17 protein-coding genes are annotated in these 18687 nt (G+C 65.5%); 10 read left to right on the top strand and 7 right to left on the bottom strand.

Annotated elements, in window-relative coordinates; all coding sequences use genetic code 11:
* Positions 1-58 precede the first annotated feature (58 nt).
* The 6 genes from JC616_RS12290 to prmB all read left to right on the top strand — a co-directional run bounded on the left by JC616_RS12290 (position 59) and on the right by prmB (position 5012).
* Positions 59-334: a recombinase RecA gene (locus JC616_RS12290; protein WP_227103264.1), complete on the top strand. Its 276-nt coding sequence runs from the start codon at positions 59-61 to the stop codon at positions 332-334.
* A gap of 166 nt (positions 335-500) precedes the next feature.
* Positions 501-1070 (top strand): aminodeoxychorismate/anthranilate synthase component II, encoded by a 570-nt coding sequence (locus JC616_RS12295; RefSeq protein ID WP_227103266.1) that lies wholly within the window; start codon positions 501-503, stop codon positions 1068-1070.
* Complete coding sequence (locus JC616_RS12300; RefSeq protein WP_227103268.1) at positions 1070-1462, top strand: lysozyme inhibitor LprI family protein; 393 nt, start codon at positions 1070-1072, stop codon at positions 1460-1462. Before JC616_RS12295 ends, JC616_RS12300 begins: the two co-directional genes overlap by 1 nt.
* A 58-nt stretch (positions 1463-1520) precedes the next feature.
* On the top strand, positions 1521-2549 hold the full coding sequence (gene trpD, locus JC616_RS12305; protein WP_107798912.1) for an anthranilate phosphoribosyltransferase: 1029 nt from the start codon (positions 1521-1523) through the stop codon (positions 2547-2549).
* A gap of 69 nt (positions 2550-2618) precedes the next feature.
* Positions 2619-3995 carry a phosphomannomutase/phosphoglucomutase gene (locus JC616_RS12310; RefSeq protein ID WP_107798911.1) on the top strand — a complete coding sequence of 459 codons (1377 nt, stop codon included), beginning with the start codon at positions 2619-2621 and terminating at the stop codon, positions 3993-3995.
* A 102-nt stretch (positions 3996-4097) separates the two neighbouring features.
* Positions 4098-5012, top strand: a complete 915-nt coding sequence (gene prmB / locus JC616_RS12315; RefSeq protein WP_107798910.1) for a 50S ribosomal protein L3 N(5)-glutamine methyltransferase — start codon at positions 4098-4100, stop codon at positions 5010-5012.
* Between the two features lie 265 nt (positions 5013-5277).
* Here the strand turns inward: prmB and JC616_RS12320 are convergent, their stop codons facing one another.
* The 4 genes from JC616_RS12320 to JC616_RS12335 all read right to left on the bottom strand — a co-directional run bounded on the left by JC616_RS12320 (position 5278) and on the right by JC616_RS12335 (position 9872).
* Positions 5278-6018 carry a hypothetical protein gene (locus tag JC616_RS12320; protein ID WP_227103270.1) on the bottom strand — a complete coding sequence of 247 codons (741 nt, stop codon included), beginning with the start codon at positions 6016-6018 and terminating at the stop codon, positions 5278-5280.
* A gap of 6 nt (positions 6019-6024) precedes the next feature.
* Positions 6025-6576: a neutral zinc metallopeptidase gene (locus JC616_RS12325; protein WP_227103273.1), complete on the bottom strand. Its 552-nt coding sequence runs from the start codon at positions 6574-6576 to the stop codon at positions 6025-6027.
* Between the two features lie 206 nt (positions 6577-6782).
* Positions 6783-7412: a LysE/ArgO family amino acid transporter gene (locus JC616_RS12330; RefSeq protein ID WP_107798907.1), complete on the bottom strand. Its 630-nt coding sequence runs from the start codon at positions 7410-7412 to the stop codon at positions 6783-6785.
* A gap of 69 nt (positions 7413-7481) precedes the next feature.
* Positions 7482-9872 carry an EAL domain-containing protein gene (locus JC616_RS12335; protein WP_107798906.1) on the bottom strand — a complete coding sequence of 797 codons (2391 nt, stop codon included), beginning with the start codon at positions 9870-9872 and terminating at the stop codon, positions 7482-7484.
* A 189-nt stretch (positions 9873-10061) separates the two neighbouring features.
* Between JC616_RS12335 and JC616_RS12340 the strand changes: the two genes are divergently transcribed.
* Positions 10062-10952, top strand: coding sequence for a LysR family transcriptional regulator ArgP (locus JC616_RS12340; protein WP_227103275.1), 891 nt, complete (start codon positions 10062-10064; stop codon positions 10950-10952).
* 130 nt (positions 10953-11082) lie between these two features.
* Positions 11083-11511 (top strand): cytidine deaminase, encoded by a 429-nt coding sequence (locus tag JC616_RS12345; protein WP_107798904.1) that lies wholly within the window; start codon positions 11083-11085, stop codon positions 11509-11511.
* 7 nt (positions 11512-11518) lie between these two features.
* Here JC616_RS12345 and JC616_RS12350 read toward each other — a convergent pair whose 3' ends face one another.
* Positions 11519-12412, bottom strand: a complete 894-nt coding sequence (locus tag JC616_RS12350) for a TraB/GumN family protein (RefSeq protein ID WP_227103277.1) — start codon at positions 12410-12412, stop codon at positions 11519-11521.
* Positions 12413-12671: 259 nt separating this feature from the next.
* Here JC616_RS12350 and JC616_RS12355 point away from each other — a divergent pair, with 259 nt between their 5' ends.
* Both JC616_RS12355 and JC616_RS12360 read left to right on the top strand, forming a co-directional pair.
* On the top strand, positions 12672-14216 hold the full coding sequence (locus JC616_RS12355) for a tyrosinase family protein (RefSeq protein ID WP_107798902.1): 1545 nt from the start codon (positions 12672-12674) through the stop codon (positions 14214-14216).
* 6 nt (positions 14217-14222) lie between these two features.
* Positions 14223-15005: a copper chaperone gene (locus JC616_RS12360; protein ID WP_227103279.1), complete on the top strand. Its 783-nt coding sequence runs from the start codon at positions 14223-14225 to the stop codon at positions 15003-15005.
* 98 nt (positions 15006-15103) lie between these two features.
* Here the strand turns inward: JC616_RS12360 and JC616_RS12365 are convergent, their stop codons facing one another.
* Together JC616_RS12365 and JC616_RS12370 are read right to left on the bottom strand one after the other, a co-directional pair.
* Positions 15104-16723: an NAD(P)/FAD-dependent oxidoreductase gene (locus JC616_RS12365; protein ID WP_227103282.1), complete on the bottom strand. Its 1620-nt coding sequence runs from the start codon at positions 16721-16723 to the stop codon at positions 15104-15106.
* Positions 16724-16857: 134 nt separating this feature from the next.
* Positions 16858-18492, bottom strand: coding sequence for a methyl-accepting chemotaxis protein (locus JC616_RS12370; protein ID WP_107798899.1), 1635 nt, complete (start codon positions 18490-18492; stop codon positions 16858-16860).
* Between the last annotated feature and the right edge of the window lie 195 nt (positions 18493-18687).

Genomic DNA, 18687 nt, shown 5'->3' on the forward strand with positions numbered 1-18687 from the left:
CAAACCGCGCGGCGCGTGTATCCTGTTAGGCGGACCGCAATCAAGACCGGGAGACCGCATGGGTTTCAGCGCAGAGGAGAAAGACAAGATGGTGGCTTTGAAAGGCGTGGGCGCCACCGTGGTTTCAAGGCTGGAGCAAATCGGCTTTTCTTCCTTGCCGCAACTGGCGGACCAGGACCCGGCCTTGCTGACCCGCCAGATCGCCGACATGATGGGCTCCAGCTGCTGGCACAACAGCCCGCAGGCCAGGGCCGCGATCCAGGCCGTCGTCGATCTGGCGCGAGCGGAGCGCGGCCAGGCCGCGGCGGCGGACCTTGACCCGATCGCCGGATAGGCAGGCCGCCAAGCTAGCTGCGCACTTTTGCCCGATCCGGTATATTGATTCTCATGCTCCAACCGCCTCCCCGTTCGGCCCGCGCTCAAACGCGCGGACGCCGCCGGAGGCATCAAATAGCTGGCAAACCCTTTAAGGCCAGTGAAATCAAAGGTTTAAGCCAAACATGCTATTGATGATCGACAACTACGACTCCTTCACCTACAACCTGGTCCAGTACTTCGGCGAACTGGGCCAGGAGGTCAAGGTGTTCCGCAACGACGAAATCGGCTTGCAGCAAATCGAAGTGCTGCAGCCCAAATACCTGGTGATCTCCCCCGGTCCCTGCACGCCCAACGAGGCCGGCGTTTCGGTGCCGGCCATCCGGCACTTCGCCGGCAAACTGCCCATCATGGGCGTATGCCTGGGCCATCAGGGCATAGGCCAGGCTTTCGGCGGCCGCATCGTCCACGCCAAACAACTGATGCACGGCAAGGTGTCGCCGGTCAAACACCGCGATGTCGGCATGTTCCGCGGCCTGCCCAATCCCGTGACCTGCACCCGCTATCACTCGCTGGTGATCGAGCGCGAGACGCTGCCGGACTGCCTGGACGTCACCGCCTGGACCGACGACGGCGAAATCATGGGCGTGCGCCACAAGACGCTGCCGATCGAAGGCGTGCAGTTCCACCCGGAATCCATCCTCACCGATCACGGCCACTCGATGCTGGTCAATTTTCTGAAAGAGTTCGCCTGATGAAGAGGATGTTGATGCTGGCCGCCCTGGCGCTGCCGGCCGTCTGCGGCGCCGGCGCGCTGGACGACTGCATGCGGGCCGAGGCGCAAAGCCCGGCCGTGTCCGTCTGTCTGCAACAGCGCTTGAGCAAGGCCGAGGCCGAGCTGAGCCGCGGCGAGAACCAGGCCGCCGCGGCGATGCGCGAACTGGACCAGATCACCGGCAACCGCTACCGCGCCCGGCTGGCGCTCAGCCAATCCGGCCGCGCCTTCAAGACCTATCTGGACAAGCAGTGCCGCTGGGTGGCCAGCAGCTACGCCAGCGGCAACGGCGCGGATCAGGCGCGGACCGCCTGCCGCGTCGATCTGATCGAGCAGCGCCTCTCCCAACTGGCGGCGCACGCCGGCAATTGAATCACCGGACGGCGAGCCTTCGCGCGACGCCGCCCACGCAAGCAAAAGGACTCCCCCGATGATTACCCCGCAGGCCGCGCTGAACCGTCTGATCGACGGCAACGAGCTGTTCTATGACGAAATGCTGGACTTGATGCGCCAGATCATGCGCGGCGAACTGACGCCGGCGCAAACCGCGGCCATCCTGATCGGCCTGCGCGTCAAGGTGGAGTCGGTGCTGGAAATCGCCGCCGCCGCCACGGTGATGCGCGAGTTCGCCACCCCGGTGCCCATCAGCCAACGCGACCACCTGGTGGACACCTGCGGCACCGGCGGCGACAAATCGCATACCTTCAATATCTCCACCACCTCCGCCTTCGTCGCCGCGGCGGCCGGCGCCCGCGTGGCCAAGCACGGCGGCCGCTCGGTGTCGTCCAGCTCCGGCAGCGCCGACGTGCTGGAGTCGCTGGGCGTCAAGCTGAGCTTGAACGCCGAGCAAGTGGGCCGTTGCGTCGACGAAATCGGCATCGGCTTCATGTTCGCCCCCAACCACCACACCGCGATGCGCCACGTGGCCCCCATCCGCAAGGAGCTGGGCGCCCGCACCATCTTCAACATCCTCGGGCCGCTGACCAATCCGGCCGACGCCGAAAACCAGTTGATGGGCGTGTTCCACCCGGACCTGGTGGGCATCCAGGCGCGGGTGCTGAAACAGCTGGGCAGCCGCCACGCGCTGATCGTGCACGGCCTGGACGGCCTGGACGAGCTGACCCTGTCCGGCCCCAGCATGGTGGCTGAACTAAAGAACGGGCAAATCGAAGAGTACGAGCTGGACCCGCGCGAACTGGGCCTGGACTTCGCCGAACTCAAGCAGTTGCGCGCGGACACCGCCGCCGCCTCGCGCGACATTCTGCTGTCGGTGCTTGACGGCCAAGCCGGCCCGGCGCGCGACATCGTCTGCCTCAACGCCGCCGCCGCCATCTACACGGCCGGCGTTTCCCCTACCCTGGCCGACGGTGTTACCATGGCGCGCGAAGCGCTCGACTCCGGACAGGCGCGCGCCAAGCTGGACCAATTGATCAGCCTGAGCGCCGCGCTGGCCGCCTGAGCCCCTAATTTCCGACGCGGAGCACCGCCGCTCCGCGCGCCTCTTTCATTTCGATTGCATAAGAACGCCATGAGCAAACTGTCCAAAGACATCTTCAAGGCCTATGACATCCGCGGCATCGTCGGCAAGACCCTGACCAATGAAGTCGCCCGCCAGATCGGCCAGGCCGTCGGGTCCGAAGCCAAGGCCCGCAAAGTGAAAACCGTTGTGGTCGGCCGCGACGGCCGCCTGTCCGGCCCGGATCTGTGCCAGGCGCTGGCCGAAGGCATCCAGGCCGCCGGCGTCGACGTGATCGACGTCGGCCGCGTCGCCACCCCCATGCTGTACTTCGCCGCTCACGAACTGGGTTCGGTGTCCGGCGTCATGGTCACCGGCAGCCACAACCCGCCGGACTACAACGGCTTCAAGATGATGCTGGCCGGCAACACCCTGGCCGGCGACGACATCCAGAAGCTGTACCAGCGCATCGTCGACGGCGATCTCGCCAGCGGCGAAGGCGGCTACGGCACCCACGACATCGCGGAAGCCTATCTGGATCGCATCACCTCCGACATCAAGCTGGAGCGCCCGCTCAACATCGTGGTGGACTGCGGCAACGGCGTGCCCGGCGCTTTCGCCCCGGTGCTGTTCCGCCGCCTGGGCTGCCGCGTGCGCGAGTTGTTCTGCGACGTGGACGGCAATTTCCCCAATCACCACCCGGATCCGGCCAAGCCGGAAAACCTGCAGGACGTGATCGACGCGCTGCAGAAGACCGACGCCGAAATCGGCCTGGCCTTCGACGGCGACGGCGACCGCCTGGGCGTGGTGACCAAGGACGGCACCATCATCTGGCCGGACCGCCAGCTGATGCTGTTCGCCGCCGACGTGCTGGAGCGCAACCCCAAGGCCAAGATCATCTACGACGTGAAATCCACCCGTCTGCTCAAGCCCTGGATCAAACAGAACGGCGGCGTGCCGGTGATGGCGCGCACCGGTCACAGCTTCATCAAGGCCAAAATCAAGGAAACCGGCGCGCTGCTGGCCGGCGAGATGAGCGGCCACGTCTTCTTCAAGGAGCGCTGGTACGGCTTCGACGACGGCATGTACGCCGGCGCCCGCCTGCTGGAAGTGCTGTCCCGCGTGGACGACCCGAGCGAACTGCTCAACGCCTTGCCCAATGCGGTGTCCACGCCGGAATTGAATCTGAAAATGGCCAAGGAAGGCGAAAACCACGCCTTGATCGCCAAGCTGCAGGCTTCCGCCCGCTTCGACGGCGCCGAAGAGGTCAACACCCTGGACGGCCTGCGCGTGGAATACAAGGACGGCTTCGGCCTGGCGCGCGCCTCCAACACCACGCCGGTGATCGTGCTGCGCTTCGAGGCCGACAACGACGCGGCGCTGGAACGCATCAAGGGCGACTTCCGCCGCGTGCTGGGCACCGCCACCGACGCCAAGCTGCCGTTCTGACGCCGACGGCCCAGCCACATTGACCGCGCTCCGCGCGAGCGCGAACCCACACCGCCGGGGACATGGCCGCCGCCATGTCCCTGTTGTATTGAAAGGAAAACCATGTACGCCCAGGCTGCATCCAGCTTCAACACCTTGCGCGACCTGCTGCGTTTCGCCGTGTCCCGCTTCAACGACGCCGGCCTGTTCTACGGCCACGGCACCCAGAACGCCTACGACGAAGCCGCCTATCTGACGCTGTCCGCGCTCAAGCTGCCGGTGGACCAGCTCGAGCCCTTCCTGGACGCCAAGCTGCTGCCCACCGAGGTCAAGGACGTGATCGACATGATCGAGCGCCGCGCCGAACAGCGCGTGCCGGTGGCCTATCTGACCCACGAAGCCTGGCAGGGCGATTTCAACTTCTACGTGGACGAACGCGTGCTGGTGCCGCGCTCCTTCATCTACGAACTGCTGGGCGAACCGCTGCAGCCGTGGATCGAACACCCGGAGCTGGTCCAACGCGCGCTGGACCTGTGCACCGGCTCCGGCTGCCTGGCGATTCAATTGGCTCACCACTACCCGGACGCGGAAATCGACGCGGTGGACATTTCGCTGGACGCGCTGGAAGTGGCGGCCATCAATGTGCAGAACTACGGCCTGGACGAGCGCGTGCAGCTGATCCACACCGATATGTTCGAGGGCATCGAGGACAAGTACGATCTGATCATCTCCAACCCGCCCTATGTCGACGCCGAATCGGTGGACGCCTTGCCGCCGGAATACCTGCACGAACCGGAACTGGCGCTGGGCTCCGGCGAAGACGGCCTGGACGCCACCCGCGAAATCCTGCGCCGCGCGCCGGACTTCCTGAACGACAAGGGCGTGCTGCTGGTGGAAATCGGCCACAACCGCGACATGCTGGAAGAATGCTTCCCCACCCTGCCCTTCATGTGGATGGAAACCGAAAGCGGCGACGGCTTCGTCTTCCTGATCACCCGCGAGGATCTGGTGGCCGGCCTGGCCGCCGACGCGCAGTAAAAACGTGTCAAAGTCCGCTGCGCTCCAGCGGAATTGTTGGACAAGGGCGTGGAAAACGCCAAGCTTCGGCTAAGAACCTGTTCATAGTCTGCTGTGCTTCGGCGATACGGCGTTGAAAACATCCTCAAAATGCTCATGTACCACTTGTACATTCCGCTTTTTCGCTTGTTTTCGCCTTGTCTCGCCATTGCTCGCGAGACGTTGAACAGGCTCTAAGGAGAAAACCGGCGACACCCTTGCGGATGTCGCCGGTTTTTTGCGACCGCTAGCCCTTGGACTGAACCGCGCCCGGATGCAGTTCACGCCAGATCTGCTCGGCCCGCTCCGCCGCCGCGGCTTTCTGCCCGGCGTTCAACTGCCGGTAGTCCTTGGTGGTCAGAAACCAGTCCGCGCTCAGCGCGTCCCCGGCTCGCCGCGCCACCAGATTCCAGGCCGCGGCCTCCAAGGGCTGCCGCTCCAGCAGATAGCTCTCGGAGATCATCGCCGCCGCATGCCGGTTGCCCAGCCGATACGCTTGCTGCAAGGCGGCGCGCGCCTCCTCACGGTAACGCATCTCCGGCTCGAAGCCCGGCCGCTGCGGCTTGCCGTCCAGCTCGAACAAATAGCGTTCGGCCAGATGGGTCAGGGCCTGGACATTGCCGGCGGCGGCCAGCTTGCGCAAGTCGGCCAGGGACATCCGGTAGAAGCGCTCGTCGATGGCATAGCCCAGCTGGCGCAAGGCCTGCTTGCGCTGGCGTTCGGCCTTGCTCTCCGGCAAGGGCTCCGCCGGGGCCGCGGCCGGCGGCGGGCCGTCGCCCACCGCGAAGCTCAGGCCCTGGTAAGCCCGCGCCGGACCGGCGCCCTTGGCCGGCGCGGCCGTCCACGATTGAGCGGCGACAAAGGCCACAGGAGCCTCCGGCGCCGGCTCGCTCAGACCCAGCCGCGCGCGGACCGGCTCAGGCAGGCTGAGCCAGGCCAAGCCCAGCAAGGCCAGCCCGCCGGCCAGCCCCCACGCTCGCTTGCCCATTATCGATCAGATCGAGTTCAGGCAAGCGTTGAGGCCGTTGGCGTGGCCGTAGCGCGAATAGTAATCGCGCTGCGACGGCGTGCCGTGCTCGCCGTAATCGGCGGCGTTGCGCGCCGAAGCCACCGCGTTCTCGATGAAGCTCGGATAACGCAGATTGGTTTCGGCGTACTTGGCGAAGGTGCCGCCCACGCAGTCGGCCTGCAGCTCCTGCATCGGCGCCTGACGGTAGATGTTATGGGTGAACTGGATGGAATGGCCCCATTCGTGCGCCAGAATGAACTTGGCCACATAGTTGCCATAGCTGTTTTCCTGCTGCTGCAGGAAGCCGGTGCCCACGCTGATGGTGTAAGGACCGCACGCCATCGCGCTGAGTTGAGGCTCGCGGCAGGCATACTGGTTGACGTAGACCGTTGGCCGCGCGTAGCCGCCGAGGAAGCCGCGGATCTCATTGGCGCTGGACTGGATATAACTGTTGTTCACCGGGGCTGCCACCACCGGGGAAGACAGACCGCCCAACACGGAAACCGCCATCAGACTGGCTTGAATCAAAGCTTTCATGACTAACTCTCCTTATGTTGTTCACAACGGAGATTTAGTTATGGTAAATGATTTGGTATTTACAAAGTTATTTTGCAATTCCAAATGAATATTTACGCAGTGAAAAATTACCTTGTCACGACAAACCGCATATGAAAAAGTGACGGGTTGCCCAAAAGCAAGCCGTCACTTTCAAAAAACCGCGCGTCAAACACCTTCTCAGCCGCTCAGGCCATCCCTTCAAAACCGTAATTGCGCAACAACATGAAGGCGGTGAACAACATCACCAGACCGATCACGCAATCCAGCACCCGCCAGCTTTGCGGCCGCTGGAACAAGGGGGCCAGCTTGCCGGCGAAGCAGCCGATGCCGCCGAACCACAGCACCGAGGCGCTGAGGCTGCCCAAGAGGAAGGACGGCGCGGCGCTCTCGCCGTAGATGGCGGACACGCCGCCGATCAACACCACGGTATCCAGCCAGGTATAGGGATTGAGCAGGGTCACCGCCAGCACAGTACGGATGGCGCGCTTGCGGTCCCGCTCCACGCCGCCGGCCAGCGACATCGCGCCCGGCGTCAGCGCGGAACGGAAGGCCTTGTAGCCCAGCCACAGGATGAAGCCCGCGCCCAGCCAGGTCACAGTGACGATGAAGCCGGGAATGGCGTTGAGCAGCTTGCCCACCCCCATCACCCCGCAGGCGATCAGAAACACGTCGGCGACGATGCAGATGACGATGATGGGCAGGATGTGGCTGCGGCCTATGCCCTGCCGCAGCACGAAGGCATTCTGCGGCCCAATGCCGACGATCTGCCCGATGGATAGCCCAAGGGCAGACAGATAAACGCTGAAGTTGAACACGTACCGCTCCCGGAAAGTTTGGACACAGACTAAGGGAGCGACGTATCAAAGTAAAACTAATAAAAATTATTATATATAAGCTGAATTAATACTTACCCGGCGCTCCCAGTCCGCGATCCACGCCGGCAAGTGCTTGGGGTCCACCGGAGGCGAAATTTCGTAGCCCTGCCCGTCCAGGCAGCCTATCTCCAGCAGACGGTCCCAGATCGCCCGGCTCTCCACGCCCTCCACCACCAGCTTGCGGCCGGTGTAATGGGCGAAGGACACCATGCTGCGGATGATGGCCTCGTTGCCCGGCGTATCCAGCAGCAGCCGGACGAAGCGCTGATCGATCTTGATGGTGTCGAAGGGCAGCTGCTGCAAATGCACCAGCGAGGACGCGCCGGTGCCGAAGTCGTCCAAGGCGATGGACAGGCCCAGGTCGCGGCAATGCTCCAGCTTGGCGGTGATCTGCTCCGCCTCCTGCTGGGTCACGCTCTCCAGCACCTCCAGCTCCAGATAACCGGCCGGCAAGGGATAGGCCTGCAACAAGGCCTGGATGCCGGGCACGAAGCCCTCGTGTTTCAAGGTGATGGCGGACAGATTGACGCTGACCGGAATATGGCGGCCGTCCGCCAGCCATTCGCCGGACTGGCGCAAGGCCTCGCGCAGCACCCACCAGTCCAGCTCCCGCATCAGATCGGTGTTTTCTATCGCCGGGAAGAAGGCGCCCGGCATTTCCAGCCGGCCGTCCCGGCGCCAGCGCACCAGCGCTTCCACGCCCTCGATGCGGTTGTCGCGCAGATTGATCTTGGGCTGGTAGAACAGCGCCAGTTCATCGCGGGCGATGGCCACGGCGAAGGCGTTGCGCACCGCGTGCATGTGCTGGATTTCTTCGTCCATGGTCACATGGTAGTAACGACAGTGGCCGCCGCCGGCTTCCTTGGCCCGGCTCAGCGCCAGCTCGCCGCGCCGCAGCAGCGCCGCGGCGTCGCTGCGCCCGTTCACCGGCTCCACCACGATGCCCATGCTGCAACGGGTGTGGATCACCACCCCCATGCAGTCCACCGGCTGCTGCAGACTGCCCATCAGGCTGTCCACCAATTGGTCCAGCTGCTCGTGACGGTCGCTGCAGGCGACAAAGCGCGAAGCGCCCACCCGGCCGACGTAGCCATAGGGATAGATGCAGCGCCGCAGCCGGTTGGCCACCTCGCACAGCACCGCGTCCCCGCCCTCGTGGCCCAGGCGGGCGTTGATTTCGTGAAAGCCCTCGATGGACAGCACCAGCACCGCCAGCCGCGCGTTGGCGCGGCGGATCTGCAGCTGCTTGTTGATGTGTTCCTTCATCAGGTGCCGGTTGGGCAGGCCGGTCAGCGGATCGTGGAAGGACAGGAAGGCCAATTCGGATTCGGCGCGATGGCTGCGCTCCAGCGCGTCCTGGCGCTCCAGCGCGCGGCTGATCTCCCGCGCCATGGTGTCCACCAGCGCCACCTTGGTGTCGTCGAAAAACCCCGGCTGGCCGGAGTAAAGCGACAAGGTGCCGATCACCTGCTCGCGCAGCGTCAGCGGCGCCACCAGCGCGCTGCGCACATTCCTGGCGTTGAGCACCCGCATCCACGGCTGCATCGACGGGTCTTCGCCGCAATCGTTGACCACCTGGACCGCCAGGCCGCGGATGGCCCGGCCGCTGGGGCCGCGGCCATGCAGGCTTTCGGACAGCGCGGAGACTTGCAGCCGGGGAATGAAGGCTTCGGCGTGAACGCCGGCCATCGCCGCCGGACGCACGCACTGGGAGTCGGCGTCCAAGAGGCCCACCCAGGCATGGGAGAAATCGCCCTCGCGGACGCAGACGTCGCAAATCGCCTGGAACAGTTCGCGGCGCTCAGAGCAGCGCACCAGGGCCATGCTGACCCCGCTGAGAGTGGCGTACAGGCCGGACATGGTCTGCAAATGGCGGTGCTTGCTGTCCACCGCCTCCTGCAAGGACTGCTGATGGCCGTGCAGTTGCAGCATCTGGTCCAGCAGAATGCGCTTGCGCAAGAGCCGCGACAGCGCGGCAAGCTCGTCCAGGGCCAGCCCGGCCTCGGTCAAGCGCGCCAGGAAATGCGCCTGGCAGCGCTCGTAAGCGCCCACCACCCACATCAGGCCCACGCCCAGCTGGCGCATCAAACGCCCTTGCTCCACCACGCGCCGGGCGGCGCGTCCGTTGACCGGGCGGGTCAGCATCCGCTCGCAATACTGCAATAAGGCGTCCACCAGCGAATCGATGCCGCCCGGCAGGCGCTCGCTCAGCAGCGCCAGCGTGTCCGGGCATTTCATCGCATACCAGTAGAACTCCTTGCCCAAGGCCTCCTTGCGCGACAACAACAACGGAGCATGGGCGCTGAGCGTCGCCATATGATCCGCCCGAACTCCGATAAAACGGCACATGCCATCCAATAGTGCCTTATTATCTGCTTGCATCTTCAACATGCCTGTCATTGGCCATGAGCCGCCGGCGCCAGCCGATCAGAACCGTCGCCGCCAGCCGCTCTAATTATTTTTATGCCGCCACCGCGTGCAGGCAAACCTTTGCACCGTCCGTGTTCGGACGAAGCAGCACAACATGCCATAGGTGGCGGCGATAAGGCAAGAAACACCGTGGAATTATCACGGCAAGGACGTAAAAACATGCTTGATCCGAAACAACTGGAAACCTTATCGGCCGTCGCCGAAACCGGAGGCTTCGACAAGGCGGCCAAAAAGCTGTTCCTGACCCAGTCCGCCATTTCCCAACGCATCCGCCAGCTGGAAGAACAACTGGGCCAGCCGGTGCTGACCCGCACCATCCCGGCCGAACCCACCGAGGCCGGCCGCCAGCTGCTGCAATACTTCCGCCAGATCAGCCTGATGGAAAACCAGCTGATGAACACCCTGCTGCCCAGCGGACCGCGGCCGGAGTTCACCACCCTCGCCATCGCCGTCAACGCCGACAGCCTGGCCACCTGGTTCTTGCAGGCGGTGCAGCCAGTGCTGGACAGCCAGCCGGTGCTGCTGGACATCATGGTGGACGATCAGGATTACACCCATGAGTTGATGCGCGCCGGCCACGTGGTCGGCTGCGTCAGCACCCGGCCGCAGCCTATCCAGGGCGGCGACAGTCTGTTCCTGGGCCATATGCGCTATCTATGCGTCGCCACCCGCGATTTCGCCCGCCGCTACTTTCCGGACGGCGTCACCGAAACGGCGCTGGCCGCCGCGCCCACCATTCTGTACAGCCGCAAGGACGACGTGCACCGCGAATTCCTGCTGCACACCGTGTCCTATCACGGCGGCTTCCCCTATCTGACGGTGCCCACGCCGCAGGGCTTCGTCGAAATCACCCGCCAGGGCCTGGCCTACAGCCTGCTGCCCGAACTGATGCTGGAAGACGACATCGCCTCCGGCCGGCTGATCGATCTGTTTCCGCAGCAGCATCTGGACATTCCGCTGTATTGGCACCACTGGCGGGTGGAGTCGGCCTTGTCGCAGGCGCTGGCCGACGCGATGGCGCGGTATTGCCGGGACCACCTGCGCCAATGACCAGTCGGCGCGGCTTGCGCCGGAGCGGACGCCTCTGCTGTACTGAAGCCGGACGCGCGCGCCGCGGCGGGATATTGACAGCCCGGCCGCGCGCGGCGCAACATGCCACGCCAACCGCAACGGAGGCAATATGACCGGCAACACACCCAACAACGAGCAATGGGCCGAGTTGGAAATGGCCGCCCGCCTGGCGGCTCGCCAGGCTTATGTCCCTTACAGCAAGTTCGCCGTCGGCGCCGCCATTCTGGACGGCGCCGGCAAGATCCACATTGGCTGCAATGTGGAAAACGCCTCCTACGGCCTGACCAATTGCGCCGAGCGCACCGCGATCTACGCCGCGCGCGCCAACCACGGCATCCAGGATGTCCTGGCGGTCTGCATTTACACCCCCACCGCCACGCCTACGCCGCCCTGCGGCGCCTGCCGCCAGGTGCTGAACGAATTCGGCCCGTCCATGCGCGTGCGCGCCATCTGCGACGGCGAGGATCAGATAGACACCACGCTGAAAGTGCTGCTGCCGGGCGCTTTCGGACCCAAAAACCTCAAGGACGCGAGCTAAAGCCCGCTCACGGCGCGCGCGGCGCCGGCCTCAGCTGGTAGCCGCGCTGCCGCAGCTGGCGCACCAAGCCCTGGGGGCCGGCCAGATGCAGCGCGCCCACCGCCACGAACAGCCGCTTTGAAGCCGCCCAGTCGTCTATGCGGCGCGCCATCGCCAGATTGCGGCGGTCCAGCATTTCATGCTGGGTCCAGGCGCTGAGCCGCGGATAGCCGGGCAGCGCCACCAAGGCCTGCAAGGCGTCCAGATCGCCGCGCTCCCAAGCTGAAATCAAATCCCGGTAATAACGATCCGCCTCCTCCGCGCCCTGCCATTCGGCGCTCTGACGCACCCATTCGCGCAGCGCCGGCGCCGGCATCTCAAACAATAAACGGCTCTGCTGACCGGCCGTTTCCAGGGCCAGCACCGGCCGCCTGGCCGCGCGCGCCATCTCCAGCAACATCGCTTCGCGGCTGTGCTGCGCCTGCTGCCCCATGCGCTGGTATTCCCGCAGCGCCAGCTGCATCAGCCACAAGCTGGGCGCCAGGCCGCGCGCCTGCTCGCGCGCCACGCCCATCTGATCCAACTGACTCAGCAAGGAGTCCCGGCTGCCGGCGTCCAGCTGCCGCCACTGCCTGGGCGCGGCGGCGCCGGCCAGCGCCGTCACCTCGGCCACCGCCGCCTCCGCCGTCGGGTCCAATTCCAGCACCAGCGCGTCGCTGGCGCTCAGCGCCTGTTTCAAGCCCCAATCCGGCGCGTCGGAGCCCGGCCGGCCCACATGCATGGTGCCGTACAGATAATGGGTGCGGCCCTGCTTGCTGAAGGTGAACAAGGGGCCGTAGGCCGGCGCCGCCGCGGCCAAGGCCGCCGGCAGAAGCCAGCACAGCGCCAGCCAGACGCCCCAAAGGCAATGCCATCGTTTCATGTCTGCGATCCAAATCAAAACCGGTCAAGGATACCAGCTTGGCGCCTTCCCGCCGGCGCGCTTTCAAGCCCTTGCCGCGCCAAAGCCCGGCCACTTGCAAGCGGCGCTTCAAATAAGTAATTGCCCCGAGGTAAAAACTGTTCTTTAGGACAGTTCGAAAGCTTTGCGGTTTGCTAATCCGAATACACCGCCTCACCGCCAGCCTTAGCCACTCCCGCCTCGGCCGCGCCGGAACGGCGTTCGCATCGAGGAGAACGACATGGCTCGCGTCCGCAAAGACATCTTGAAAATGAGCAATCCCTGGGACCCCACCGTGCTGTGGTACGCGCGGGCGGTGCGGGAAATGCAGAAACGCCCGATCAAGGACCCCACCAGCTGGCGTTACCTGGCCGCCATCCACGGCTTCGATTCCCAGCTCTGGCAACAACACGGTTATCTGCAAGCCGGCGAAGCGCTGCCCAGCGCCGCCGATCAGAACACCTACTGGCGGCAATGCCAGCACCAGAGCTGGTATTTCATGCCCTGGCACCGCGGCTATCTGGCGGCCTTCGAAGCCATTGTGCTGGCGGAGATCGTCAAGCTGGGCGGCCCCGCCGACTGGGCCTTGCCCTATTGGAACTACAGCGACGGCGCCAACGCCAAGGCGCGCGACCTGCCCACCTGTTTCCAGTCCAAGACCTTGCCGGACGGCGGCGCCAATCCCTTGTGGCTGGCCCAACGCTACGGCTGGAACAACCAGCCCAATCACATCACGCTGCGCCCGGAAACCGTGCAGCTCACCGCCTTGAAGGACGCGCAGTTCATCGGCACCGCCAACGGCATTCCGCCGGGCTACGGCGGGCCGCAAACGCCGTTCTGGCACGGCGGAGGCAATAGCGGCGGGCTGGAAAACCTGCCGCACAATCCGGTGCACACCAATATCGGCGGCCGCAACGGCCTGATGTCGGACCCCGACCTCGCAGGCCTGGACCCGGTGTTCTGGATCCACCACTCCAATATCGACCGGCTGTGGCAGGTATGGCTCAATCGCAATCCCGGCCACAAAAACCCCAGCAACGACAATTGGCTGGAAGGCCCGGTCAACCGCAAGTTCGCGATGCCGCGCCCCAACGGCAGCGGCTACACCTTTGTCGCCAAGGACATGCTCAACACCCAGGCGCCGAACCTGAACTACGTCTACCAGGACGTATCGGACCCTCTCGGCGGCGCCAGCCGTGTCGCGCAGCGCATGCAGACGCTGGCGGCCATCCATCCCGACACCGCGGCGGCAAACACCATGGCGAACAATCCGAAAACCGAACTGCTGGGCGCCAACGCCGCGGCGATCAAACTGGGCAACAACACCGTCCACGCGCAGATGCAGCTGGACGACGACGCCAAGAACAAGGTGCTGAGCAGCTTCCAGGCCAGCCAGGCCGCCGCCCGCCAGTTCAAGGCCCAGCCAGACGCCGCGCCGCAAGAGCCGGACCGCGTCTTTCTCAGCCTGGAGAACATCCGCTGCAAAGTGGACGGCGGCACGTTCAACGTCTACGTCGGCCTGCCCCAGGGCGCCGACCCGGCGCAACACCCGCAGAACCTGGCCGGCACCATCGCGCTGTTCGGCGCGCGCAAGGCCTCGCTGGCCGAGCACGGCGGCAACGGCGTCAGCCAGACGCTGGAGATCACCGACATCGTGGACCGCATGTGTCAAAGCCAGACGCTGGACACGGCGCCGATGGGGGTGCAATTGGTGCCGGTGTCCGACATCGAGGACGACGACGAGGTGACGATAGGCCGCATCAGCGTCTACCGCCACGGCCAGTAAGCGTCCATGCCGGTCAAAACCCTGATCGCCGCGCTGCGGGACACGCCCTGGCCGCTGCGCTGCGCCAGCCTCTTGGGCTGGCTCGGCCTGATCGCCCTGGAGCGGCGGCTGACCGCGCCGGGTTATTGCGGCGCCTGGGTTCTGGAGCGTCCCGGCGGCGGCTGGGACGCGCTGACCGGCGCGCTGTGGCTGAATCCGCCGGCGCAATGGCTGCCGTCCTGGCAGTTGATGCTGCTGGCGATGATGGCGCCGCTGCTGGCCGACCCGCTGCGGCAACTGTGGCTGCGCAGCCTGGCGCGCAAGCGCGCGCTGGCGCTGGCCATGTTCTGCTGCGGCTATCTACTGCCCTGGCTCGTCGCCGGCCTGCTGCTGCACCTGCTCGGCCTGGCGCTGCTGACCTTCAGCGCCGCGCCGTGGCAGGCCTTCGTCGTCGCCTGCGGCGTCGCGGGGCTCTGGCAGGCGGCGCCGCAGCGGCTGCGCTGCCTGCAAGCCTGCCACCGCCAGCCCAGGCTGTCGCCGTTCGGCTGGCCGGCCGCGCTGTCGGCGCTGCGCGCCGGCCTCGCCGCCGGCGTCTGGTGCGCGGGCGCCTGCTGGGCCTGGATGTTGCCGCCTTTGCTCGCGGGGCCAGGGCATCTGCCCTTGATGGCGGCGATCGGCCTGTGGCTGCTGCTGGAACGCCGCCGGCCGGAGGGCGCGCCGCCCTTGTTGTCCATCCCCAAAGCTTGGCGCCCAGGCAGGCGCGAGCGCCCGGCCGGCGGCGTGAAAGGCCATGCGGCGGAAAACCCCTAGCGCCAAAGACAACGGCCCGCGATTGCGGGCCGTTTCAGCGCGTTCTCAGCCAAGCGGCGGATTCAAGACACTGCGGCAATGATCCCTAAACGCCTTCCTTAACGGCGCTCCGCCGCGATGGCCTGCGCCACCGCCTCCGCCACCTTGATGCCGTCCACCCCGGCGGACAGAATCCCCCCGGCGTAGCCGGCGCCCTCGCCGGCCGGGTACAGGCCGCGCACGTTCAAGCTCTGGCAATCCTCGCCGCGGGTGATGCGCAGCGGCGAGCTGGTGCGGGTTTCCACCCCGGTCAGCACCGCGTCGTGCATATCGTAACCGCGGATTTTCTTGCCGAACTCCGGCAGCGCCTCGCGCATCGCCGCGATGCAATAATCCGGCAAGGCCGCGGCCAGATCGGTCCAGTGCACGCCGGGTTGATAGGACGGCGGCACCGAACCCACCTGGGTGGACGGCTTGCCGGCCAGGAAATCGCCCACCAGCTGCGCCGGCGCTTCGTAAGTGCCGCCGCCCAGCACATAGGCGCGGCTTTCCAGCTCGCGCTGGAAGGCGATGCCGGCCAGCGGATCGCCCGGATAATCGTCCGGACCGATGCTGACCACCAGGCCGGAATTGGCGTTGCGCTCGGCGCGCGAGTATTGGCTCATGCCATTGGTCACCACGCGGCCCTCTTCCGAGGTGGCGGCCACCACCTGGCCGCCCGGGCACATGCAGAAACTGTACACCGCCCGGCCGTTGCCGGCGTGGTGCACCAGCTTGTAATCCGCCGCGCCCAATAGCGGGTGGCCGGCGTATTTGCCCCAGCGCGCCTTGTCGATCAGCGTCTGCGGGTGTTCGATGCGGAAGCCCACCGAGAACGGCTTGGCTTCCATATACACGCCGTGGCCGTGCAGCATCTCGAAACTGTCGCGCGCGCTGTGGCCCAGGGCCAGCACGATGTGATCGGCGCGGATCTGCTCGCCGCTGGCCAAGGTCAGGCCGCGCGCCACTTTGCGCCCGTCCGGACCGTCTTCCAGATGAATGTCGGCGACGCGCTGCTGGAAGCGGATTTCGCCGCCCAGCTCCTCGATCTCGGCGCGCATTTTTTCCACCATGCTCACCAGGCGGAAGGTGCCGATATGCGGCTTGGCCACGTAGAGGATTTCCTCCGGCGCGCCGGCTTTGACGAACTCGGTCAGCACCTTGCGGCCCAGATGACGCGGGTCCTTGATCTGGCTGTACAGTTTGCCGTCGGAGAAGGTGCCGGCGCCGCCTTCGCCGAATTGCACATTGGACTCGGGGTTCAAGACCTTGTTGCGCCACAGGCCCCAGGTGTCCTTGGTGCGCTCGCGCACCTTCTTGCCGCGCTCCAGCACGATGGGCTTGAAGCCCATCTGCGCCAGCAGCAGCGCGGCGAAGATGCCACAGGGGCCGAACCCCACCACCACCGGGCGGCGCTCCAGGTTTTCCGGCGCCTGCCCCACATAGTGATATTGGGTGTCCGGCGTCGGCATCACGTGCTTGTCGGACTTGAAGCGGGCCAGCAGACGGGCCTCGTTGGCCACGTCGATGTCGACGATGTAGGCCAGGTTCATCATGCCCTTGCGCGCGTCGTAGCTGCGCTTGAAGACGACGACCTGGCGGATGTCCTGCTCCGGCACGCCCAGATAAGCCGCGATCGCGGCGTTCAGTTCTTCCGGAGCGTGTTCCAGCGGCAGTTTCAATTCGGTAATGCGCAACATCTTGAATTCCAGTACGGGTTGGTGTCTATTCAACGAGGCGGTATTGTAGCGGCAAACCGCTCTTAACCCTATCGCCAAGTCGCAAACTTCCCGTAAGAATCTGTTCGCCGGCCTGCCGCGCGCCGTCTACCGCGCTACACCTGGAATCCGGCCACCGTCTGCCGCAGGCCGCCGGTCACCTCGTCCATGCTCTGAATGCCGCTGGACGCCTGGGTGGCGGCGGCGGCGTTGCCGGCGGCCACCTGGGCGATCTGCTCCACGTGGCGGGCGATGTCCTGGCTGGCCACGCCTTGCTCCTGCAGCGCGTGGGAGATATCGCGCACCACTTGCACCACCTGGCCGGCGCTGCCACGGATTTGCTGAATCATCTCCCCGCCCTGCTCGGCCAGCGCCAGCCCGGCGCGCACCCGCTCCACGGTCTGGCTCATATTGGCGCGCGACTGATCTGAGCTGAGCTGGATCTCGTCTATCATGCCGGCGATCTCCTCGGTGGCCTGCGCGGTGCGTTCGGACAGTTTGCGCACCTCGTCCGCCACCACCGCGAAACCGCGGCCGGTTTCGCCGGCGCGCGCCGCCTCGATCGCCGCGTTCAGGGCCAGGAGATTGGTTTGATCGGCAATGTCCTTGATCACCTGCATGATGCTGGAGATGGTGGCGGTCTTGTCCGCCAGCGCCGAGATCGCCCCAGCGGTCAGGTCCACCGTCTCGCTGATGCCCTTCATCTCCGCCACGGCCTTGGCGATCACTTCGCCGCCCTCGTCCGACAAACTGCCGGACTGCTGCGACACCTGGCGCGCGTCCTGCGCGTATTGGGAGATGTGGTTGATGCTCACCGTCAGCTCTTCGATCGACGCCGCCATCGAAGTGGCGCTCTCGCTTTGCTGCTGGGAGTTGTCCGCCACCGCCTGCGCGCCGGTCACCACCTCCTCGCTCAGCCGCCCCAGTTCGCCGGCGCTGGCCACGATGTCGGCCACCATCTGCCGCAAAGCCTGCTGCATATGGGCGATATTGGCCATCAGGCTGTCCGCGTCGCCCGCCCGCACCGGCACCGGCACATCCAGCCGCCCGCCGGCGATTTCCCGCACCACGGCCGCGGTCTGCGCCGGCTCCGCGCCCAATTGCCGCATCACGCTGCGGAACAGCCACCAGCCCAGGCCGCCGCACACCGCGGCGATCAGCAGCACCTGGACCGCCACGCCCAGCAATTGCACGCGCAAGGCCGCCCATACGTCATCCATATACAGGCCGGTGCCCACCACCCAGCCCCAGCGCGGGCTGGACTGCAAATACGCCAGCTTGGGCTGGGGCTCCGCCGAGCCGGGCTTGTCCCAGACGAATTCCGCGAAGCCCTTGCCCTGCCCCTGCCTCAGGGTCTGGTCGAACTTGTCGCCCAGGCTGCTGCCGCTGGAATCCTTGACCGCGTGCATGTCCTTGCCCACCAGCTTGGGGTTGACCCCGTGCGCCAGCCAGACCAGCCCCTTGTCCAGGGTGAAAAAATACTCCTTGCCGGCGAAACGCAGCCGGGTCAGCGCCAGCAGCGCCTGGCGCTGCGCCTCCGCCTCCGGCATGGCGCCGGCCGCCGCCCGCTCCTCGTAATTGGCCACCAGGCTCAAGGCGTTCTCCACCTGGCCGCGGATCAGATCCTGCCGGTCCGCCATCATTTGCTGATGCATGCTGCGCAGCACCAGGCCGCCCAGCAGACAAGTCAACGCGATCACGCTAAAAATCAATAACAACAAACGCTGCTTCAAGGAAAGGCCCGCTTGCATGATGTCTCCAAAAATCGCTGACGAGGCGGCAAACCGGGTCGCAGGCATGCCGCGGCGGTCCGGTTTATTCGCTGGTTTTATTAAGCAAACCCAAATAATACACCCGTCATTAATCAGCTGACCATGATTAATGACATATGCTTGATTTGCGTCAGTCACAAGCGGCCCGGCCAGGCGCATGACTTGGCCGCTTCG

This window comes from Chromobacterium rhizoryzae (assembly GCF_020544465.1).
Taxonomy (GTDB): domain Bacteria; phylum Pseudomonadota; class Gammaproteobacteria; order Burkholderiales; family Chromobacteriaceae; genus Chromobacterium.